This is a genomic window from Flavobacterium sp. AG291 (genome assembly GCF_003350375.1).
Classification (GTDB): Bacteria; Bacteroidota; Bacteroidia; order Flavobacteriales; family Flavobacteriaceae; genus Flavobacterium; species Flavobacterium suzhouense.
In genome coordinates, this window is the sequence record NZ_QQAR01000016.1 from 13,644 (window position 1) to 36,861 (window position 23,218).

General features: G+C 37.9%; 17 protein-coding genes. 7 read left to right on the forward strand and 10 right to left on the reverse strand.

Annotated elements, in window-relative coordinates; translation table 11 throughout:
* Positions 1-106 precede the first annotated feature (106 nt).
* Positions 107-1,138: a hypothetical protein gene (locus tag DEU42_RS15260; protein ID WP_114759194.1), complete on the forward strand. Its 1,032-nt coding sequence runs from the start codon at positions 107-109 to the stop codon at positions 1,136-1,138.
* On the forward strand, positions 1,098-3,401 hold the full coding sequence (locus tag DEU42_RS15265; RefSeq protein ID WP_114759195.1) for a hypothetical protein: 2,304 nt from the start codon (positions 1,098-1,100) through the stop codon (positions 3,399-3,401). The genes DEU42_RS15260 and DEU42_RS15265 overlap by 41 nt, the downstream gene beginning before the upstream one ends.
* A gap of 37 nt (positions 3,402-3,438) precedes the next feature.
* On the opposite strand, the gene DEU42_RS15270 is transcribed toward DEU42_RS15265, so the two are convergent.
* From DEU42_RS15270 to DEU42_RS15290, 5 genes are all read right to left on the reverse strand, one after another.
* Positions 3,439-4,467, reverse strand: a complete 1,029-nt coding sequence (locus DEU42_RS15270) for a M28 family metallopeptidase (protein WP_114759196.1) — start codon at positions 4,465-4,467, stop codon at positions 3,439-3,441.
* Positions 4,468-4,506: 39 nt separating this feature from the next.
* Entirely contained in the window at positions 4,507-5,505 is a 999-nt protein-coding gene (locus DEU42_RS15275; protein WP_114759197.1) for a DUF3667 domain-containing protein, read from the reverse strand.
* A gap of 140 nt (positions 5,506-5,645) precedes the next feature.
* Positions 5,646-6,416, reverse strand: coding sequence for a dienelactone hydrolase family protein (locus DEU42_RS15280; RefSeq protein WP_114759198.1), 771 nt, complete (start codon positions 6,414-6,416; stop codon positions 5,646-5,648).
* Positions 6,417-6,509: 93 nt separating this feature from the next.
* Positions 6,510-7,058 carry a type 1 glutamine amidotransferase domain-containing protein gene (locus tag DEU42_RS15285; RefSeq protein WP_114759199.1) on the reverse strand — a complete coding sequence of 183 codons (549 nt, stop codon included), beginning with the start codon at positions 7,056-7,058 and terminating at the stop codon, positions 6,510-6,512.
* A gap of 170 nt (positions 7,059-7,228) precedes the next feature.
* Positions 7,229-8,431, reverse strand: coding sequence for a hypothetical protein (locus tag DEU42_RS15290; protein ID WP_114759200.1), 1,203 nt, complete (start codon positions 8,429-8,431; stop codon positions 7,229-7,231).
* A 137-nt stretch (positions 8,432-8,568) separates the two neighbouring features.
* On the opposite strand from DEU42_RS15290, the gene DEU42_RS15295 reads away from it, so the two are divergent.
* Both DEU42_RS15295 and DEU42_RS15300 read left to right on the forward strand, forming a co-directional pair.
* A complete protein-coding gene (locus tag DEU42_RS15295) occupies positions 8,569-9,063 on the forward strand; it encodes a GNAT family N-acetyltransferase (RefSeq protein ID WP_114759201.1) in 495 nt (164 codons plus the stop codon).
* A gap of 95 nt (positions 9,064-9,158) precedes the next feature.
* A complete protein-coding gene (locus DEU42_RS15300) occupies positions 9,159-9,530 on the forward strand; it encodes an STAS/SEC14 domain-containing protein (RefSeq protein WP_114759260.1) in 372 nt (123 codons plus the stop codon).
* A gap of 59 nt (positions 9,531-9,589) precedes the next feature.
* Here DEU42_RS15300 and DEU42_RS15305 read toward each other — a convergent pair whose 3' ends face one another.
* Positions 9,590-10,540, reverse strand: coding sequence for a YihY/virulence factor BrkB family protein (locus tag DEU42_RS15305; protein ID WP_114759202.1), 951 nt, complete (start codon positions 10,538-10,540; stop codon positions 9,590-9,592).
* Between the two features lie 248 nt (positions 10,541-10,788).
* Here DEU42_RS15305 and DEU42_RS15310 point away from each other — a divergent pair, with 248 nt between their 5' ends.
* The gene (locus tag DEU42_RS15310) at positions 10,789-12,075 is read left to right on the forward strand and encodes an NAD(P)/FAD-dependent oxidoreductase (RefSeq protein WP_114759203.1); all 1,287 of its coding nucleotides are present in this window, start codon (positions 10,789-10,791) and stop codon (positions 12,073-12,075) included.
* Between the two features lie 44 nt (positions 12,076-12,119).
* Here the strand turns inward: DEU42_RS15310 and DEU42_RS15315 are convergent, their stop codons facing one another.
* A complete protein-coding gene (locus DEU42_RS15315) occupies positions 12,120-14,435 on the reverse strand; it encodes a BamA/TamA family outer membrane protein (protein WP_114759204.1) in 2,316 nt (771 codons plus the stop codon).
* Positions 14,436-14,437: 2 nt separating this feature from the next.
* Positions 14,438-19,528, reverse strand: a complete 5,091-nt coding sequence (locus DEU42_RS15320) for a translocation/assembly module TamB (protein ID WP_114759205.1) — start codon at positions 19,526-19,528, stop codon at positions 14,438-14,440.
* A 183-nt stretch (positions 19,529-19,711) separates the two neighbouring features.
* Between DEU42_RS15320 and ppk1 the strand changes: the two genes are divergently transcribed.
* Entirely contained in the window at positions 19,712-21,724 is a 2,013-nt protein-coding gene (gene ppk1 / locus DEU42_RS15325; protein WP_199509104.1) for a polyphosphate kinase 1, read from the forward strand.
* On the opposite strand, the gene DEU42_RS15330 is transcribed toward ppk1, so the two are convergent.
* Positions 21,721-22,065, reverse strand: a complete 345-nt coding sequence (locus DEU42_RS15330) for a hypothetical protein (RefSeq protein ID WP_114759206.1) — start codon at positions 22,063-22,065, stop codon at positions 21,721-21,723. The two genes, ppk1 and DEU42_RS15330, sit on opposite strands and share 4 nt — an antisense overlap.
* 22 nt (positions 22,066-22,087) lie before the next feature.
* Positions 22,088-22,654 carry a pseudouridine synthase gene (locus DEU42_RS15335; protein ID WP_114759207.1) on the reverse strand — a complete coding sequence of 189 codons (567 nt, stop codon included), beginning with the start codon at positions 22,652-22,654 and terminating at the stop codon, positions 22,088-22,090.
* 77 nt (positions 22,655-22,731) lie between these two features.
* On the opposite strand from DEU42_RS15335, the gene DEU42_RS15340 reads away from it, so the two are divergent.
* Positions 22,732-23,187 (forward strand): SRPBCC domain-containing protein, encoded by a 456-nt coding sequence (locus tag DEU42_RS15340; RefSeq protein ID WP_114759208.1) that lies wholly within the window; start codon positions 22,732-22,734, stop codon positions 23,185-23,187.
* The last annotated feature ends 31 nt before the right edge of the window (positions 23,188-23,218 follow it).

The following is a 23,218-nucleotide window of genomic DNA, read 5'->3' on the forward strand; positions in this document are numbered from 1 at the left end:
GTAAATTAAATCCCACGATAAACGTGGGATTTTTTTATGAAAAATATGAAGGAAAACATATAATTTTAATACGATTTTACGTTACTGCTAAAAACCACCAAACACCATGAAACATATCTTTTTGCTGCTGGCACTTTCGGCAGTAGTTGCTTCCTGTTCCCACAAAGCTGAACATGTGGAGAAGGCTTTTTATTTTTGGAAAAATAATGAATACAGCTTCAGCGAATCCGAAAGGAACCTACTGGAAAGTACGGGGGTAAAAAAAATGTACGTCAAATTTTTTGAAGTTGAAAAGAATGAGGTCATGGGGAATATCCCGGTAGCAAAAACGGAACTCCATATGTATAATAATTTCGGGGATTTTAATCTCGTTCCTACGGTGTATATACGTAACGAAGTTTTTAAAGATTGTACTAAGCAAAGTCTTGATCTATTAGCAGACAATGTAAACTTTCTGATAAACAAATACCGAACGGACTATAAATTCAAGAATATTCAAAAAGTCGATGAATATCAGATGGATTGCGACTGGACAATAAGTACGAAAGACAATTATTTCTATTTCCTGAAAAGATTAAAAGAGTTATCTCAAAAGAAAATAAGCTGTACACTAAGATTGTATCCGTATAAATATCCCGATAAAATGGGAGTTCCCCCGGTAGATAGTGTAATGCTTATGTGTTATAATCTTATAAAGCCATTAGAAGATCACGAACGAAATTCTATTCTGGACAACAAAGAGTTTTCGGCTTATTTGGATACTGATGAAAAATATCCTTTACATATTGATATTGCACTACCGGTCTACTCATGGGTTCAGGTATATCAAAACAATCATTTTCAAAAGCTGCTATATACCGATACCAAAAGTATTAAAGCAATTTTAAAGCCTGAAAAGGATTTTTGGTATCAGGTGCAAAACGATACTGTCATTAACGATTTTTACCTAAGGGAAGGCGACAAGATTAAAATTGAAGCAATAGGAAGTGAACAATTGAAAGAAGCAATTGATATAATTAAAAAGAGAGTAAAATTGGATAAGTCCATTACAGTTAGTCTTTTCCATTTAGATGCAGAACAATTAAAAAGCTACAGCAATGAAGAAATTACAGGTTTTTATAGCCGTTTTACTGAGTAGCAGTATTACAGCCAATGCCTGCGGATATTATCCGTATGGTGAAGACATACGCTTTTGCTTTTTCAAACCGGAGTTTTATGGCTATAATGAGTTCTCTGAATTTGATTACACATCGGATTCTTTTGATGATAAAAATATTTTTGAAGGTAAGGCAAATCCTAATGAAAAGAACTGGTACAGCTACTGTAAAGGAAAAGTATCCATTGATGCTATAAGTGATGCTGTATATAATCTGCGCCCGGCTGATTTTACTGCTGCATCTAAAAATGAAATGGTAAAGTACTTGTTTAAATGCAAAGACAACGAAGCTATTGAATACCTTAAATATGCAAAGACCTGTGAGATCGCAAACGAATTTTACAGTGATCCCTGGGAAAGGACGGAATACGTTAAGTTGCCTCAACGCCAAAAACTTATTGATAATGCATTAAAAGCATCTGAAAAAGTAAATAATAAAACAATACAGTTAAGGTATATTTTCCTGGCAATACGCATGGCTTTCTATGACGGCAATTTTGATAAGATCAGTCAGCTATACAATACTTATTTTGCTAATTCAGAAGATAAGGATATAGTGTATTACTGGAGCTTGTATTTTCAGTCTTATGCAGAGAAAAATCAGTCATTGGTTAATTTTTACGCGGCTCAGGTTTTTGCAAAAGCACCCGATAAACGATTTGCCGTAATTGGCAATTTCAAAGATTCAATACCTGTTACCGAAACTCTTAAATATGCAACTAATAACAAAGAGAAAGCTAATGTTTATCTCCTTAAAGGAGTGAGAAAATCAGACAGGGCGCTTGACGAAATCAGAAAGATATATTCATACAGTAAAAGTAGTGATGGATTATCTTTTTTACTGTTGCGTGAAGTAAACAAGATAGAAGACTGGATTTATACACCGTACTATTCTTATTTTGAGCCCGCTCTTGGATTTGAATCGTATGGTGATGAAGAAGAGACAAGTGTAAAGTTAATTCTAAGAAGAGTAGAAAAAGACAGGCAATATGCCGGTCAGGTTTTGAATTTTGTCAACTCTGTAGATTTAAGAGAGGTTAATAATCCTATGTTTTGGCAAATGGCCAAAGCACAATTGCAATTTGCTGTAAAAGACTTTAACGGAAGTCTGGCGACCATTGAGCTACTTGAATCTAAGATCAATAAAAATGAAAAGACGTACAACGAGCTCCAACTTATTAAGGCACTTGCGCTAACCGCATCTCAGGAATATGGAAAGGCTGAGATTCCTGAAGAGGTAAAAGCAATATTGCTTAAAAATAGTGGGAATCAAAAATTTGTTTTCGCTATTGGCAGGGAGCTGGAATATAAAGGAAACACTACCGATGCGGCTTTGCTTTATTCATGCCTTAGCGATGGCTATTCAGAGGATTATTATGCTAACACGGCTTACTGGAAGAATAAAAAAAATGTAGGGTATGGCTATGAAGATTATTATACTGATTATTTCGGTTACATAAATTCTACATATAGTCCTGAGCAGGTTAAGGATTTGATTACCCATATAGAGCAAAACAGATCAAAAGATAAATTTTCAAGGTGGAAATATGATAAACTTGCGTCTCAATTACCGGTATTATATGATTTGTTAGGAACAAAGTATATAAGGAAAAATAAGCTCCAGCTGGCATTGGTAAACTTTAACAAAGTTGATAAAACATATCTGGATGGTAATCAGGCTGCATGGGAGCGTGTTGAAAATTACGGAGATGTGTTTGATAAAAATCCATTTTACCAAATAAAGTATACTCCTGATTTTATTCCGATAAAAGATAATATTAAACTCAATAAATATACAGTTACAAAACAGCTTATTAAGTATATTAAAAGAGCGGAGAATGTAAAGGAAAAAGACAGGGACTATTATTATTTTCTGGTTGCCAATTGTTACTATAACATGACGCAATATGGTAACTCATGGATGATGCGACGCTACTCCTGGAGCAGTAGCTATGCTACAAGTGTGGTTGAGGATGAAAAAGAGTTTAGAGAATGTAATTATGCACGACATTATTATGAACTGGCACTGAAGAATGCCAAAACTGATAAGTTTAAAGCTTTATGCATTAGGATGATAGCGTTATGCGATACTAACAGGGCAGAATATAGTGCAAGGGATGTATATCCTCAACCGGACTATTTAAGTCCGTATTATAATACCCTTAAGGTTAAGTATCCTCTGTATTATAATGACCTTACATCTAACTGTACCGCTTTTGCGGATTACTTTAAAGGCCGTAGATAAAAAAGAAACCCTTCGCAATCACGAAGGGTTTATATTTTTATTTCTTGTCTACAACAGGGCGGTTTTCTCTGTTTGCCAGTTCCCATGCAGTTACAAAAGCAAGCTGGGCTCTTTTTGCTAATAGATCGTACTCAATTTTTTCAGGTTTGTCACCAGGCTGGTGATAATCATCGTGCACCCCGTTAAAATAGAAAATGATCGGAATTCCCTTTTTCGCAAAGTTGTAATGGTCAGATCTGTAATAGAACTGATTTGGGTCGTTTACGTCATTAAACGTGTAGTCCAGATCCAGCTTGGTATATTTTTTATTAGCATCTTCATTGATGTTATGAAGATCAGTGCTTAATCGGTCAGAACCGATTACATATACATAATTACCGTTGTCTTTATGTGCATCATCACGACGACCAATCATATCGATATTAAGGTCGGCTATGGTATTGCTTATTGGGAACAAAGGATTCTCGGAATAATAGCGTGAGCCATGAAGTCCGTGTTCTTCACCGGTAACATGAAGGAAAAGTATAGAGCGTTTGGGTCCGTAACCGTCCTTTTTAGCCTGTGTAAATGCCTGTGCAATTTCAAGCAGGGCAACAGTACCCGAACCATCATCATCTGCACCATTGTAAACTTCACCGTTTTTCATGCCCACGTGGTCATAGTGTGCCGAAATAACAAGAACCTCATCGGGTTTTTCAGTACCTTCAATATAGGCCCATATATTTTCGGAATCACCAAGTTTTGGACTAAATGGGCGCATCATAAAAGATGATGGTACCGGCTGATAAAAACTTGTAGCACCTTTAGGGTAGGAGATGCCGTCTTTTTTATATTGTTCAATTAGATATTTACCGGCTTTCTTTTGGCCTTCTTCACCGGTATTACGTCCCTGCATTTCATCACCAGCAACAATATACAGGTGCTTTTTTAGGTCGCCCGGAGTAATGGACTTCATGTATTTTTCAACATCGGCCTTAGCATAGTCTTTTTGCTTAGGAGCCTGAGCAGTACTTGAGCACGATACTATAAAGCACGATACGGCAGCAAGCAATAGTGTGTTTTTCATTTAAATCAGGTTAGTGTAAAAGTAAATATAGCAATTATATTAATGAAGATTGTTAAATATATAAACAAAGGTTATTAGTATCATAACTATGATGCTCAACGAATTTATAATAAACAAGCAAAAACTTTTTAGTCTTGATATTGCTTTGCGTTCACAATAAAATCTACTGTGAGCCCTAAAGAAATAGAAGAAGGCATATATCAGAACAGCAAAAGTTAGTAACTGGGAAATAGTATCGGCAATATTTCGAGGTAGAATATGACTGTCAATCCATCTTACTATATAAAGGATTGTAATACTTAGTAATAAGAAGGAGAAATAATGAAGTGTAAAAATACCATGATCAAAGAAAAACCATCTTTTTTTACCATGGAAAAGCCATAACCAAAAAGCAAACAAAGGCATATATATAAACAATATTTTAGGAATTGTATGCGCTGCTGCGATTATTATGTCTCTGGTTGTAAAGTTACCTTCATAAGATTTTACAATTGATCTGAACAGGTAGTATTCAGCCTTACTCATTTTTTTATTTTCGGGTAACCGATGTTGTATAGAATCAAATTGATGAACCGATGTGTAGACATTTCCATAATCGTCTTTGATACCTTCTTTTTTCTTTTTATTTTCTACAGAAAGCAAATTACTTTCATAAAGTACTTGCTCTTGCTTTTTTTCCTGTTCTATATTTATTTCTTTCAGACTTTTTCCTTGCTCACCCTCCGGTGCCATGATAGCCATAAGGAAAAAGCACACAAAGCTTATAAAAATATAAAGCTTTACAGGAGGTACATAACGCATCCTGTGGCCTAAAAGGTATTCTGTTGTAAGTTTACCAGGCCTGAACAACAGGTACTTTATAGTTTTCCAAAAGTTACTGTCATAATGGGTTATATCTTCAATGGTATGCGTTATAAGGTGATGGAATGGCTGCCTGGTTTCAATGTTGTGTTGTCCGCATTTGGAGCAATAAGAAACCTCAACGGTATGTCCGCAGTTTTGGCATTCCCTGTCATGGCGAAGGTCGTGATGTCCCATTGTTTAGATAGTTTGATTGGAGGGTTAAAACTATTAAAAAAATGTGTAAATAGCAGTATATGTTTAAAACTTGATTTAAAAATAAAGAGTCTTAACAAAAAAGCCTCCCATAAGGAGGCTTTATAGAATAATTTGTTTAATTATTTTGAACCAAACAATTCGTTTAAGAACACCATAAAATCACTCCATGAACGTTTATCGGCTTTTTCGTTGTAGGCGGCACCTTTAGAGTTATCGTTTCCTGATTCTTTTTCAGTAAATGCATGTACGGCATTGCCATAATATACCATTTGCCAGTCGGCTTTTCCGTCTTTCATTTCCTTCTGGAAAGCATCAATATCTTTTTGAGGAACATAAGGGTCATCTGCACCATGAAGCACAAGTACTTTTGTTTTTACAGGTTCATTTGGTCTTGAAGCATCTTTACCAAGTCCACCGTGAAATGAAACCACTCCCTGAACCGGTAAACCGCCACGGGCAGCTTCAAGAGCGCCAGTACCACCAAAGCAATAACCAATGATAACTATATTGTCGGCATTTGCACCGCTTTTTACCAATTGCTCTAAAGCTAATGAGATGCGTTTTTGATAGAGTTTATAATCATTCTTATATTTTCCCGATTGTTTTCCGGCTTCTTCAACATTTGATGGGTAGTTACCTTCACCATATATATCGGCAATAAAAGCGTGGTAGCCAAGTCCTGCCAGTTTCTCAGCAGTTTCTTTAGAGTGGTTGCTTATGCCTTTCCAGGCAGGTAATATAAGTATCCCCGGTTTTTTACTTAAAGATTTTGAAGGTTGGGAAGCAAAGCCATTAAGCTTTTGATTTCCGTCATGGTAACTTACGGGTTTAAGTTGTGCATTAGCCTGTAAAGCTACAAGTGTAAGCACAATTAATAGTTTTGTTTTCATCAGTATAAATGTTTTTAGTAAATATAAAAAAGAAAGCTTTTATACACAATTGGTATAAAAGCTTTCGGGGAGAATCAAAGTTTCAACCTTGAATTAGCTTCTTTGCAATTCATGTTTACCTTCTTTAATTTCTTCTACCATCTTTTTATTAAAAGCAGGCAAATCATCGGGTGTACGGCTGGTTACAAGTCCGTTGTCAACCACAACTTCTTTGTCTGTCCAGTTAGCGCCGGCATTTTCCAGATCTTTTCGTACTGACATGAATGATGTAAGTTCCCTGCCATCAACTACTTCTGCATTGATAAGTATCTGCGGACCATGGCAAATGGCTGCTACAGGTTTTTTCTCGTCAAAAAAAGCTTTAACAAATGCAATAGCATTATCGTGTCTTCTCAGCAGATCGGGATTAATAACTCCACCCGGTAATACCAATGCGTCATAATCTGATGAGGTTACTTCGTCAAGGGTCTTGTCTACATTATATTCTTTACCCCAGTCCTTTTCCGCCCATGCCTTGATGGTTCCGCTTTTCAGGCTGACAATCTCTGCTGTCCAGCCCTGTTGCTCTAAATGTTCTTTAGGTGATTTTAGTTCACTTTCTTCAAAACCGTTAGTTGCCAGTATGGCGATTCTCTTGCTCATAATTGTAATTTTTTGATATTAGTAATTTCTATATCATAAAATTACTTTACTGATTTTCAGATGGCTTATAATGCTCTATTAAACTTGTGCTAATGTTTGTTAAGACTAAAAACAAGAAGAGCATCACAAATAGTTTGCAATGCTCTTCTCTAAATATAAATAGAATTAACTTAACCTCGTCTTCCTCCGCCACCGCCACGTTGGGCAGGGGCTGATGCAGGAGCACTTTGTCTTGCAGGAGCTGAAGAAGGTGTACTTCTCACGCTTGGCGCGCTGCTTCTGGACGGTGTACTCATGTTGTTTGCCGGTGCAGATCGTTGTACAGGAGCGCTGCGTTCAACACTTCTTGTTGGAGCAGGGGCGCTGCGTTCTACTCTTGTCGGCTGAACCGTTTGTGTTCTTGTATAAGAAGAATTGTCACGGCCATTATTATTTACTTTTCTCGAAGGAGAATCGGCGGTTCTTACATTTTGTGTGCCTCTCGCCGAGCTGTTTTCATAACCTCCTCTTACAGCATTTCCGTTTTTACGAACAGTATTAATGTTAGAAGTATTCACATTGTTCGATCTTGACGAGTTGCTGAAAGAATTTCTTGATGTAGTAGTAGTTCCACGAGATCCCTTAACTGTACCTCTGCTTTGCTCTAAGGCATAACGGTTACTTACATTAGTATTTCTGCTTGCGAAAGAAGTATTAGGGTGCTGTCTTTCATAGCTGTTCTGTCTTCTGCTACTGTACATGTTCTGAGCCCTCGAGCTATTTCTTACGGTAGTATAAGCGTAAGAATTTCTTGGGTTGATGTAAGTGCGCACATGGCTTCTGTATCGGTACACAGGACATGGAGCCCAATAGCTATAGTAAGTAGGATAGTAGCCCCAGTACCACGGTGAGTAATAAGGACGATAGCTACTTACCCAAAAAATATCGAATATAAAAGGATTGTAGGCATATACGGGCTCATATATATAGTTAGGGCCATACATGTACACATCTCCCACTACCTGAACCTGTACATTGTTACTTCTGTCTCTTTCAACCTCTACGGTTGCTATATCCTGAAATACATCGGGACCAAGTACAGCTTGGATGATGATAAGGTGCGTGTTGTTTTCTGTAGCCTCTATAACCCTAAGGTAATCTACTCTGTTGTCTCCGTTTAGGTCCAGGTTCGATATCTGAAGGTCTGGGTCATTCAGTCTTCTTTCAAAATCTTCAAGGTCGTTTGATTCACCAAATATAGATGCAACAGCCCTTAAATCTAGGTTATCGCTTATGTCGCTGTTGTTCGTTCTCACAGTAGTTACATCCTGTGCAAAAGCATCACCAGCAATAAAAAAAGTGAAAAGTGCTATATGTTTAAAAATCGTTTTCATGGTTTAGTAAAATTAGGACTTGCCCGGCAATTTTATAAGTTATTTGGTAATATCCAATTACTGTGCCAATATTTTTTTTATACCTTTATCACCTTCCAAAAAACCAATAAAACAAGGTTTTTTAATTTATACAAATAATGCAAATACGTAAAGCATCCCTTGAAGACTTTCAGATTATTAATGAATTAGCTATTAAAACATGGCATATAGCATACGATAAAATACTTTCGCCAGAGCAGTTGAACTATATGTTGGAAATGATGTATAGCCTCGGGGCAATAACAGAGCAGATTGCCGTTAAGGGGCATCATTTTCTTTTATTGTCAGAGAATAACAAATATCTGGGCTTTGCTTCTTATGAACTGAATTATAAACCGGGTGTTACCAAACTGCACAAATTATATGTGCTTCCCGAAACACAGGGTAAAGGTGCCGGAAGGTTGTTGATTCAGAAGATAGAGGAAGCAGCCAAAGCTAATACTAATGATAAGGTGAGCCTAAATGTAAACCGATACAATTCGGCAGTTAACTTTTATCTTAAGAATGATTATGCTAAGATTGCCGAAGAAGATATTAATATAGGGAATGGCTACCTGATGGAAGATTTTGTTATGGAAAAAAGCCTGTTGTAATACCGGCTATTTTTGAGTTTATATTATGATGCCTGTAACTTATGTTTAAGGCTTTGAGAGTTAACTTTATAGTTATAACTATAAAACCAAAAATCATGATAGTACAAATTCCGGATCTGCCAGCTAGTATGGTAGGTTTTCGTTCAGAAGGAGAAGTTACAAAAGAAGATTTTGAGATTGTAAAACTTCAGGTTGCCAATTTGGTTGAAAAAACCGGTCAGCTTAACTATCTTTTGTTTCTTGATAATTCTCCAACTGATTTTACAATTGGTGCCTGGATTCAGGATGCCTTATTAGGTATCAATCATATTACAAAGTGGAACCGTGCAGCTATAATTTCTGATTCAGAAACCGTTATAAATTTTACTTCAGTATTTAGTAAAGTAATGCCGGGCGAGTTTCGTGGTTATCATAAAGCCGATTATCAAAAAGCGGTCGACTGGGTATCGGGTAGAAGTGAAGATTAGCCATTTACAACATTTATAAATAAAAAAAGCTCCTTTACGGGAGCTTTTTTTGTGACAGTTTAATCCTCATGTCTGGGAGGAATGAACTTTACATTTTTCTCAGTTTCCTTTTGCTCCACGTATACGGCATAGTCGGCCGGTTCAATTTTCGAGCCTTTAAAGCAGGCGTACTCCCGGGTATATTCGGCACCAAAATATAGTATAGCTGCTGTATAATATACCCAAAGCATTATTACAATTATAGATCCCGCTGCGCCATAGGGAGATCCCGCCCCGGTAGTTTGTATATATAAGCCTATAACATAGCGACCCAATAAAAATAGCAGCGAGGTAAAAAATGCTCCGGCGCGAACATCTTTCCATCCAATTTTTGCATCCGGAAGTACTTTGAATATTACCCCAAATAAAACGGTAATAACCAAAAAGCTGATTACTATATTGGCAAGATTAAGTAATATAATGGTAAGATCAGGGAAATATGATTTTAAGATATCGTTCAGTGCCATAAGTGCCCCGTTAATTATTAAGGAAACTATTAGAAGAAAACCCAAACCAACAATGATAGAGCCCGATAAAAGCCTATCCTTTATCAGTTTAAGCCAACCTTTTTTAGGCTTTGCCTTTACCCTCCATATCATGTTGATAGAATCCTGAATTTCACCAAATACTGTGGTGGCACCTATTACAAGTGTAATACCCCCAATAATTGCAGATATAGTTGATTTGCCTGAAAGTTCGAGGTTCTGGATTATTTGCTGAACCTGCATGGCAGCCTGATTGCCTATCAGTCCATTTATTTCTTCAAAAACACGTCCTTCGCTTGCTTCCTGCCCAAATATGGCACCAGCCAATGATATTATTAGCAGTAGTAGTGGGGCTAATGAAAAAATGGTGTAATAGGATAGGGATGCACTTAATTTAAGGCCTTTGTCAGCCATGAAACCGATAAACGTATTTTTAAGTATGGTACCGGCGTTTATTAGCGATTTTTTTCTGAAATACTTTATCATAGAATACAAATTACTCTCATAAAAATACGCATCGCATAAGGTAAATACTATGATATTAACATAACTATAAAATTCTGTGATAAATTATGCATGCATATTTATTATGCGTGCAATATCTCTCAGCAAAACCCAATTATTTCATAAAAGTGATTTCTGAACTACTCTATATTATCCTCGTTAACACTAAAATACTTAACTTTATAGTGGTATTAAACGCAGTTTTTTAAGCGTTTTAAATAGAGAAATCCATGAGAATAGTGATAGTAGGAGGTGGCTTTGCAGGTATTAATCTTGCTAAAGGCCTCGCAGGTGACAAAAACTTTGATGTCACCCTTGTAGATAAGAACAATTACAATTTTTTCCCTCCGCTAATTTACCAGGTGGCAACTGCTTTTCTGGAACCTTCAAGTATAAGTTATCCGTTCAGGAAATTATTCCGTAAAAATGAAAATATTCACTTCAGATTGGGTGAAGTACTTTCAGTAAGGACTGAAGACAATGTTGTTGTACTAAATAACGGTGAGCTGGAATATGACCGCCTTGTTTTTGCTACGGGTGCAGAGTCAAACTATTTCGGGATGGAGAATGTTCGTAAGAACGCTATTCCTATGAAAACGCTAAATGATGCTATCGAGATGCGTAACAAGTTGCTTCAGCGTATGGAGAAGGCTGCTATATGTAAAAATAGCCGTGAACGCCGTAAGTACCTGAATATAGTTGTAGCCGGTGGCGGACCTACCGGTGTTGAGGTTTCAGGGATGTTTGCCGAAATGCGTAACGGTATCCTTAGAAAAGAATACCCTGAATTGTCTACCAGCGTGAGTAATATTTACCTCGTGGATGGGGGAGATGCTCTTTTGGCTCCTATGAGCAAAAAATCGCAGAAAGATACTTATGAAGCCCTTGAAAAGCTTGGGGTAATAATAAAACTAAATACCCGTGTTGTTGATTTTAAAGATGATACGGTATATTTCCATAATGGAGAAACCATCCAGTCTAAAAACCTGATATGGGCGGCAGGTGTTTCTGCAAAAACATTTGAAGGTATTCCTGAAACAAGCTATGGTCGCGGTAAAAGGTTTAGTGTAGATGGTTATAACAAAGTCGCCAACACAACTAATATTTACGCGCTTGGCGATACCTCAATTATGGAGGGTGTAGATAGCGCTTTTATGGGAGGTCATCCACAGTTGGCACAGGTTGCTATACAGCAGGGAACGCTATTGGCCAAAAACCTTAAGCGCGAGCTTAAGAATGAAGCACTAAAAACCTTTAAATATAACGACAAAGGATCGATGGCTATTATTGGGAAAAATAAAGCTGTTGCCGATTTACCCAAGCCAGAGATGCACTTTAAAGGTTTTATAGCATGGATTATGTGGTTATTTATTCACGTTATGTCACTTATAGGATACAGGAACAGGATTATTACAGCCTATAACTGGATGATTGCATATCTTTCTAAGGACCAGTCTTTAAGGATGATCATAAGGCCTGATAAAAGCAGAAAGAAGGGGGAAGTCGCTCCTGATTAATATAAAAAGGCATTCATCACGGTGAATGCCTTTTATAATTTATGTTAGAACGGATATCCTATTGCTAAGTTCAACACAAAATTTTCCTTTCGCCAGTATTTACTCCCTACATCTATATCATCTAATACCCATCGGTCGCCATCAGGCAACCAGGGCTTTCGTAATGGGAATGCACCATCAAGCCTCAGTATCAGGAAAGACAGGTCGAGTCTTAATCCGATACCCGTACCTACGGCAAATTCTTTGTAAAAGTCTTTAGAGATTTCGGCTCCTTCCATTCCGTCTTTTTTGTTCCATAGCCAGATGTTACCGGCATCTACAAATATGGCACCGTGTACAACGCTGTATAGTTTCATCCTGTATTCGGCATTAATTTCCATCTTTATATCTCCCGATTGATCCGGAAGGAAAGAATTGGCTGTAACTGTAGTATCTCTATAGGTTCCGGGACCAATAGATCTTGCCCTGAACGCCCGTATACTGTTTGTTCCCCCTACAAAGAACTGTCTTATATACGGAAGCTCTGAAGAGTTTCCGTATGGATATCCAAAACCTATGGTAGCTCTTGTTGCCAGTTGAGAGTTTTTACTGAATTTATGGTAAAATCTAAAGTCGTGTTCTGTTTTTGCATATTGGCTAAACGGCACTCCAAATACAGATATAGTGTCTCCTTTTTTAATATTGGCACCTGTGACTAATCCTGTAATATTTCCGGCAAGATCCAGGGAACCTTTGTAATAAATAGTATTCTTTTTAAATTGCCTCATTGTATTTGTATAGGTATACGAATAGGTTGGGCCAAAAATCAATTGTTTGTCTATGGCTCTTTGCAATGATCCGCTTTGGTCATCTTTAATACGGTTTCGGTATTCCTCAGTTACATGGCTAGGACTAACAAAAATTGCATCAAATACTTTCAGTTCGTGCTCCTTGGTAATGTCTTCTTTCCACAGGTAACCAAATGATGATTTGAAAGAACTCAGTGAATATAGTTTTTGCCTGTTTTGGTATTCATAACCTATAGAAACTTTGGTGCGTGGTACATAGGCACTTGGTGTCTCAACTTTAATAGGTGTAATAAATCTTGGCCATGTAAGGCTCACATCACTACCTATACGATATACATTATACCCCTTATTTTGCCCTGCCATTTGTACCTCAAGGCCCCCAAAAGCAGATATGCTCAAAAGTTCGGCAGCTTTAAAGGTATTACGGTTACTCCAGTTTACAGTTAGCTCACTACCATTATAGTTAGCAGAGTTTGTTTTGGCAGAAAGCTCCATCTGAATTGACTTTTTAGGCAGCGGAGTCAGAAAATAATAAGTATCAAGCGCAGTGTCCAGTGAATCAGAAATTTTAAACTGGTTTTTTACGAATCTGAATGTGCCCAGGTTAACCAGCCGGTTTAATGACAGGTTATGGTCTTTACGGTTATAAATGTCTCCTTTGTGAAAGTATAAGGTACGATCATAGATTATAGGACGAAAGTTATGTTCTTTATCTATTATGGTATAATCTTTATATCTGGTAACAGAATCATTTTCGGCAGGTTTGGTAAGAGTATCGCTTGCTGCACTTAATGAGTAGTTTGGATAGATAAAAATGTTATTAATGGTATATACCTTTTTAGCCCTTTCTGGTACATCATCTTTCAGGCGTATCCTTAAATCTACCTGATGATCGCCAACAGTACTGTCTACCCTTATAATCAGATAGTCGGGATTAAAAAAGAAATAGCCTTTCTCTTTTAGTCTTTCATCTATGCGGTTGCGCTCATCTTTAATCTTGTCCAAATCATAAGGCGAGCCTTGTTTTAAACGGGTTCTTCTTTTGGTTCGTGCTACTGCACTATCCAGTCGGGTACCTAATGAGTCAGGCCATATCACATTGCGGATGGTGTATTGTTTTCCTGGCTTTACGGTATATATGGCTTTAGCCTTCCTATTGGATGAGGTAGAGTCAGCACTGGTACGTGATTTAAAATAACCTCGGTTTTCTGCCCTGTTTTGTAATACATCAGCATTATAATCCATATCCACCTGACTGAAAGTAACCGGTGGTTCGCCAACTTTATTCCTTAACCAATACTGAAAGCCTTTATCTTTCTTAGGCTCTCCGGCAAAGTTGTACATACTCAGTTTAAAACGCCATCCTAATATTGTCCTGTTAGGTTTAGGGCGCAGCAATTCCTGCATTTCTGCCTTTAGTGCTTTTTTATCGCTTTTGCTCATCAGGCTGTCTTCAATTTTTACTTCAGCTCCGGTATAAAGCATTTCACCTTCAGGCAGGTATTTGGTATTACTGCAGCTGTATACAAGCAGTAAAAGAAAAGGGATATAATATATTGGCTTGATTCTCATGCTTAATTTTCTTTTGGCGTTTCTTTATCCTTTTCTTCTCTGGCTTTACGTTCTTCCTCTTCTTTTTCCTGTTGTTTTTTCTTTTCCCTTAATTCTTTCTCTTTTCTAATCATTTCTTTTTCTTCCTCGGTCCTGTGGAAAAGCTCTCTGAATTTATTGTAGTCAAGCGTAAATATCAACGATACTCCTGTTTCTATAACCTGTCCCTGTACAGCGGCATCATATTCGTCTTTGCTGTAACCTCTCACAGTATAGCGGCCATCTTTGGTTAACTGGTAATCCACTGCCACGTCTCCTGCTATATTACTGGTCTTTTCATTGGTTTGCTCCTGACCTTCAACACCAACAGTGCTGCCGACGGTAACTTTTAGCCTGTCGTCAAATAATCTTTTAGAGGCGCTTACACTAAGGTCGGTTCTGTTCTGTCTTTCGCCACTGGTATAATCTTCAGAAGATTCCAGATCAAAATTTAATTCTACACCGTTTATTAAATCGCTTGCCAGGTTATTAAGCTGCTGCGAAAGTATCTTGCTCACACTCTGTCTTGCCAGCATTCCTGTTGAAGTTCCTGCTTCGGTAGAGAATGGGTTTTCTCCCACAAAACGGTTTAGTAACAGTACTGCAAACACCTGCTTGTTAAGCTCAGATGGCTCCTGGCGCAATTGTTCCAGCTTGGCATTGGTAGTGTTTAGCACTTTGGTCGATACATTATTACTTCCTTCATCAAGTTCTATATCAAATGATAGTTCCGGTTTCAACAGTTCACCTTCCATTTTCAGGATGGTATTAAACGGAATCTTTTGTTTGAATGTGTTTTGTATCGACTGCTGTTCACCGGCTATCTGTGGGCCAACAAGATCAATAGGAGCAATGTCGGTTTTATAAACCGCGCTGATGTTTATATTGGCATCGGTAGGCTCGCCGGTCCATAATATGTAACTGCCGGATTGAATCTCAAATTTTCTTTTTATAAAGTTAAAGGTCATTTGGTAGGCACCCTCGCTAAATTCATAACGTCCTGTAAGTGTTGTCTTTCCTGATTTATCAATTCCGCCGGTAAGATGTGCTTCACCTTTAAGCTGAAGGTAATCTCCGTTTCCTTTATCAATAACCAAATTGAGTTCAGCTTCTTTAACCACTTCAATATTTACGAGTACATCCATGCCTTTTAATTCAGTAGAATTTACAGTCTGTTCAATTTTAAGGCGCTCTATCATTTCCTTATTGTCTTCATCAACAAATTCAACAATACCCTCCCTGTCAGCAATCGATGGATCCTGTTGCGGCAGCACAACGGTAAATTTAGTATTATCGTCTATTTTAAGATTACCATCTATTACTGGGCTTTCCGGTGTACCTTTTATGTTTAAGTGCGTATCAAAATACAGGGTGCCATAGTAAAAATCATTGTCTTTGGCAGTTGAATTCACAGCCCTGAAATCATCGGCATCTACCGTTAGGTTAAAAGCAAAATCCCTGTAATTGGTAGTATTTACGGTTCCATTAACATCAAGTGTATTGTTTTCCTCGTCATTTACCTGAAAATTGTTCAGTACAATACCAGTATCGGTAAAACGTATCTCATCATTCATGCCTTTAAAATATGCATTGAGCTGTTTTACTCGCAGGGCTACGTCATTAAAGTTCAGGTTACCGTTTATATCAGGATCGGTTGCTGTACCGGCAATTTTAAAATTACCGGATAAGTATCCCTTACCATCTTTAATTTCGCCCATGCTAAATGCCTGAAGGCTTTCAATATTCAGTTTGTTAATGTCAACATTCAGGTCAAAACTTTCTGCTTCAGCGTTATAATTACCGTCTATGGTTGCCTTGTTATCACTGCCGCTAATTTCAACATTGGCGGTATAAGTGTTAGCAATCTCGTTGTTTACTTTAATTTTAATGTTTCCAACAGTGTCTTTACTTATGGCAAGGTTTTCAATGTTAAGGTCTGATGTAAATACTGGTTTCGAAGTAAGATTTCGAAGCTCGGCCTTACCGTCAAGAGTTCCTGTTATTTTCATTTCCTGTTTATTGATGATATTAGTAAGCGTCTCGATCTTAAAATTATCAAGTTCAATATCCAGTGGGGCATTTGGAGTTTCCGAAGCCGATTGTAACTTCAGTTCACCACTATCGCTCTTAATGTCAAAGTTGTTGGCATAAATACCATCTTTACCAAATCTTATACTATTGTTTTCGTCTATTCTCCATTCCTCATAATTAAGCTTCAGCCCATCAGGGTTAAGTGAAAGTTCTGTATTCTTATCAGTAGCTTTAAGCTTACCGGCTATCCTGTATTGTTCTTCTTTTTTCTTGTCTTCTACCTGTAGTTTATAGTCAATAATGTTATCTTTTACACTACCGGTAAGTCTGGTGTGCTCCAACTGAAACTGTTCGCTTTGTACCTGGCCTATTTCTACATTGTAAGCCAGAGAATCCTGCTGGGTTTCTACTTTAATATCAACGCCCGATATGGTATAAGCGCCATAAACTATCCTCGGGATAGTCCCGTTTATTTTCAGGCTGTCAGTAGTACTGTCATAACGGCCTTCAATTTTAATAGGTTCTAATCGTGTTATCTGCGGAACCAGTTTATAAAGTATAGGATCATTATCCACAACCAGCCCAAAATCGAACTGTTGCGGAACATTAGATTTTTTAGGCGCTGTAGGATTTGTATTGTAGTATTTAGCAATAGTGGCCGAAAGGGCAGGACCAACCTGTGTGAGTTTATAGTTGCCTTTCATATAAGCCTTAAGGAATTGCGACTTGATCTGAATAGCGGTAGTATCAGGCTGGCTGATGGCCACTATGTTGATAGAATCCAGTGCGAACTGCTCTTTTTCGTTGGCAAACATAAAGCTATGCAGCTTAATCGTTCCGTTAAGGTGATCCGGATCGGCATCAGCTATGTCAGCATCTACATTACCACGTAATTTTAATGGCCCGGCATGCAGGTTGAGTTTGTTCAGGTCGGCAATGTCAACATTAAGCCTTATTTTTCCGTTGGGATATTTACCATTAAAGCCCCCATTGGCTAAAAGCTGAAACTCAAGATTAGGATCGGCCATATCTGCTTTGGCATCAAATTTTCCATTGCTGATGGATCCGTCTACATTCAGGTTTTTATAAATGTAACTATTGTATTCAGCACTAACTATATTTGCCACTACTTTGGCATTGGCAGTTTGAGGATCTAGTCCCTTACCTTTTACTTTAGCCTTTAGCGTTATTCTTCCTATAGAGTCATTAGTAATCAAAGTCCCTACATCAAAATTGTCTATGTCTATATCGGCATCATAAATCTCGCTGCCCTTTTTACGCTGGTCAAAAACAGCTTTTACTTTGGCATTACCAAAGCTGCTGGTAAGATTTACATCTGTGGCGAAGTTGTTTATTTTTCCCTTAAATTTGGCTTTCGCCGAAAGATTGCCCGGTAATTGTATGTTAGCAGGTAACGTACCTTTAGGGATGTAGGTATTGATGTCTTTAGACGTTGAGGTAAAAGCACGAACGTTCATGTCAAACCATGCTTTTTTTACATCCGGCAGGCCAATAATCCTTCCGCTGGCGGCAATTTTTGTTGCTCCTATACCGCTCATTTCCAAATTGGCAATCTTAATGTCGCTTACCTTACCTTCCACACGGCTGCTGATATTGAGTACACCATTAGCATTTCCTTTAAACGGTGCAGTGTCGGCAAGAGTAGGCACAAAAAGCAATACATCTTTAAAACCAATACGACTGTCTTTAATATCGGCATCTACAGTAAGGTTACCAATATCTTTTGTAATGGCATCCAATGAAGGATAAGAGACCGAAATATGGTCTTCAATCTGAGTGTAGGGTGTTTCAAGATATAAATCATTAAGCTCAGCACCTTTAGTTCCATACGAGAAGTGTGTACGAAATTCCTCTACATTCAGTCCGCTTTTTTCTTTTACGCTAAATGTTGCGATGTTTCCTGAAATGGCCTCAGTACTGTATGACAGATCTTCAGCTTCCAAGTTCAGGTCGGTAATGTCAAGGTGTTTGTAATCAATGCCTTTAGCGACAGAGGCAGAATTCTCATCATCAAATTTGAATGCTACATCCTTAATATCAGTATTGGCAAGCTTAAATTTCCACTGTGCCTGTTGCACGGCAGTAGTTTCTTCGGGCAGCGATTCTTTTACCTGCTTTTCAAATTTGCCTAAGGCCAATTGCCCTTTGAGTCCTTCTATCTCAAGATTATCAAGATCAATAAGCTGGTTTTTAAGGTCAATGTCGTTAACCTTAGCAAATAGTTTTTTTAGTTTTAATCCGGTATCAAGGCGGCTACCTTCGTTGTCATAACCTACATCAATATTAGCAATATTAATTTTACCAAGCTTAAGCTTCAGGTCGGGTTGTTTAGAGGCTTCTTCAGCGGCTTTCTGAGTACCTTGAGCAATTTCAGCAATCATTCCCTGTTTTAAGGTAAGCTTAAGACCATCTAAATTGATTTTTGGAACGCTAAACTCCATCTTATCCAAATCGAATTTGCGGATACGGGTATCAAAGTGGGTTAGATTTACTTTGAGATCATTTTTGGTAATCTTATCGTCATAGCTAATGCGAATCCTGTCGAGGTTTACTTTGTTGATTGAAAATTTCATTGGAGCCGAAGCGGTGTCCTTTGGTTTGTCAGATGCAAAAGCATTGATGATGTAATCAAAGTTAAACACGGAGTCTTCATTGCGCTTTACATTAGCAACAATACCCTGAAGATTGACAGAATTGATCTCAACCTCGTTGTCAAGCAACTTAAAAAGGCTTATATCAACGGCAAGTTTTTCGCCAGCTAATAGTGTATCACCCTGCTGGCTTTCAAAGTAAACACCTTCCAGAATTACCTTTTCGGGGAGTCCTATTTCTATCTTGTCAATATTAACATCAGTCCCAATTTTCTTCTCCAGATAACTGATAGCCTTTTCTTTAGCTATGTTTTGAAAATAGGGGATTTGAAGCAATAGGACAAGTAATAGAAACAATCCTATAATCGATCCTATTGTCCAAAGGATGATTTTTAATCCTTTACGCAGGTATTTCTTAATCTTAGCATTCATTTGTGATCTAAAAATAGCTATAAATTGACTATCACTCTTTTAAAATTTTGCTAAAAAATTACTTACAAAAATATTAGAGCTTATTCTTACTTTACAGATAGAGGTATTTTATTGATATAAAACCTAACATAATCTTAACCGGTGTAAGCCTATTTGTTCGTAATTTTATTCTTATTTATTGCTATGCCTTATACAGATACCATTTTGCCTGTTTCGTTTTACCGTAACAGGGATATCAGCTGGCTCGAATTTAACGGGCGCGTTCTTGCTGAAGCTGCATCGGAAAATACACCTTTGCTGGAAAAGGTAAAATTCCTGTCTATTTATTCTTCTAATCTCGATGAGTTTTACAGGGTTCGCATTCCGGCTCTAATGGCCCTTAAAAAGCTGACAGGAAAAAAAACAGAAGCCGACAGAAAAGCATATAAAAAGATACTCAAGGATATAAATGATAAGGTATACGAGCAGCAACAACAGTTCGGGAAGCTTTTAAAAGAAGAGGTTTTACCGGTTCTTGAAGCAAACAACATTCATCTTATTTATGATAAGCCGTTTCCTGATGCGGTAAGGCAAGAGGCCAGAGATTACTTCTTTACCCGTATACTTACGTATCTCAAACGCATGGAACTGAATGCTGAGACTGATTTCTTTTCCGAAAACAATAAACTGTATTATATGGTTTCGGTGACGGATATTGAAGGTACAGAATGTTTGCATATTATAAACATCCCTTCAGGAGAGATGCCAAGGTTTTTTAGTATCAATAATGAAAATGGTCAGTACATCTTGTTTATTGATGATATTATTAAGGAAAATCTAGATGCGGTTTTTCCGGATGCTGTAATCAACGGAGCATATACTTTTAAAATTACCCGCGATGCCGCATTAGAGTTTGATGATGATTATGAAGAAGGACTTGCGACTCAGATGGAGAAAAAAATCGCCAAGCGCGACTTTGGTATCGCTACACGTTTTCTTTACGATTATGCAATGCCCGAAGAATATTTAAAAGTACTTATAGAGTTACTACAGCTAAAAGGAGCGAATGTTATAAAAGGGCGATCACACCATAATCTGAAAGATCTTGCCGAACTGCCTGTAAAAAACAGCGTGCTTGAATATCCGAAATGGCCGGCACTTCCTTTTGTATTTGAAGAGAGATCGCTGTTTGAACATATTCAAAAGGAGGATGTAATGATTCATACGCCTTTTCGCTCTTACGATACCGTGCTGCGTTTTTTTAATGAAGCAGCTATACACAATGATGTAGAGGAGATTTATGTTACTGTGTATCGTATGGCTCAGGATTCGCGAATAGCCAATGCCCTTATCAGTGCTGCCGGCAACGGAAAAAAGGTTACGGTAATTGTTGAACTTAAAGCCCGTTTTGACGAATCAAACAACCTTAGATGGTCAAGAAAGCTTAGTGAAGCAGGAGTGACTATTATTCATAGTGTCCCATCACTTAAGATACATGCTAAGATTGCTTTGGTAAAATTCAGGAAAGGATATAATATAAAAGCGCTTGGATTATTAGCGACAGGCAACCTTAATGAAACCACGGCCCGCTTTTATACCGATCATATATTGCTGACTTCAAACGTAGACCTTACCCGAGAACTTAGGCATGTATTTAAGTTTCTCAGCCTGATGAAAAAAAGAGAAGCCAAAGATTTTTATGAATTCAGGCATCTTTTAGTAGCACAGTTTAATTTAAGGGACAGATTTCTTGCACTTATTGACAGGGAAATTGATAATGCTAAAAAAGGACTTCAGTCAGGTATTACCATAAAGCTCAACAATCTTGAAGAGCAGGTTTTGATAGATAAACTATATGAAGCTTCAAATGCAGGAGTAAAGATCAATTTGCTGGTAAGAGGTATTTGTTGTCTTGTGCCCGGAATGGAAGGACAGAGTGAAAACATTACGGTGAAACGTATTGTTGACCGTTATCTTGAACATGGTCGTATTTTTATTTTCAGCAATAGTGGAGATGTTGAGGTTTACCTCGGTTCAGCCGACTGGATGAGCCGTAATATTTACCGTAGGGTAGAGGTGTGTTTCCCGATATATGACACCGTAATTAAAGATGAGCTGATACACCTTGTCAACCTGCAATTGCGTGAGGAAATCTTTGATGAAAAACGTTCGCAGGAAAAGATATATGAGTTTTTAAAAGATGAGGTAACGCATTAATTTTCTTCGTCTTCAACCTGAAGTATATGTAATATGCGATGTATTACAGGAGCAAAGAACACTGCAGTAATACTAAGAAAAGCTACGCCACTATATAGTGCATAAATAGAAGAAAATATTTTAGCGGCATCATTTGGCATTTCAGATACAGGTCCCATACCCGTTAATATCATCGATGCCATATAAAAGCTATCTACCCAGTTGAGACTTGCAAAATGGCGATAGCCTAAAACCCCAATCCCTACCGAAAAGACTATAAGTGCTATGGCAACAAGGGTGTAACGCCCCATTCGAAGCGCAAAACGTTTAACAGGTAAAACTTGTTGTCGGCGGTGTTCCATTATACGAATGTACTAAAAATAGCTACACGTCAAATCCTTCAACTTCTTTAACTTCTCCGGGCTGCAGATTTCCTAAATATACGTTGCCAACACGTACCCTTACCAGCCGAAGCGTAGGATACCCAACCGCGGCAGTCATTTTGCGAACCTGCCTGAATTTGCCTTCGGTAACGGTAATTGATACCCATGAGGTTGGCCCGTGACGTTCATCCCTAATTTTACGTCCGCGTTCAGGGAAATCTGGTTTCTCGGTTATTATGTGTGCTTCGCACTCACGGGTTACATAACGTGTTCCTTTAAAGCCAATCTCTACACCTTTTTTTAACTCATCGACAGCTTGCTGAGTGATAACACCATCAACCTGGGCATAATATTCTTTCTCAACTTTTTTACTGCGTACAATCTCACTCATCATGCCGTCTGTTGAAAGCAATAGCAACCCTTCTGAATCCTCATCAAGCCTGCCTATAGCCATAGTACCCTCAGGAAAATCATGTAATTCTCCCAATAACTTTTTGTTGCGTTTCAGGTTGTAAATAAACTGGCTCAGGTAACCAAAAGGCTTATAAATGATAAAGTGATGATGCATGAGGCAAAGTTAAAGCTTTTCTCAGGATGGTGAAAACTGCTTATATTTGATATGCAAACAACAAACAATCTAAAAGTATGACACCGCAAACACTTGAAATTAAAACCGCTATACAAATACAAAAGCCGGTTCATGAAGTTTTTGAAGCAATAGTAGACCCTGCTAAAATGTCGAATTATTTTATTGCTTCGGGCTCAGGCCGGATGGAAACGGGAGCAAATCTTACCTGGCGTTTTCCTGAATTTGACATGGATGTTCCTGTTAGGGTGGGTGAGGTACGCAAAGATGAATACATTTCTTATTACTGGGATAACGGCGACAGGGAAATGTTTGTTGAGATGACACTAACGGCTAAAGATAACGATACCATAGTACGAGTAACGGAAAAAAGCGCACCCAATGATGAGGCCGGTATAAAATGGCTTATGGGGAATACTGAAGGTTGGGCAAACTTCTTAGCCTGCCTTAAAGCGTGGCTGGATCACGGCATCCATCTTAGAAAAGGTGCTTTCGATTTTATGTTTGAGAAATAGGGTATTTTATAATAAACGGAAAGGCTATCAG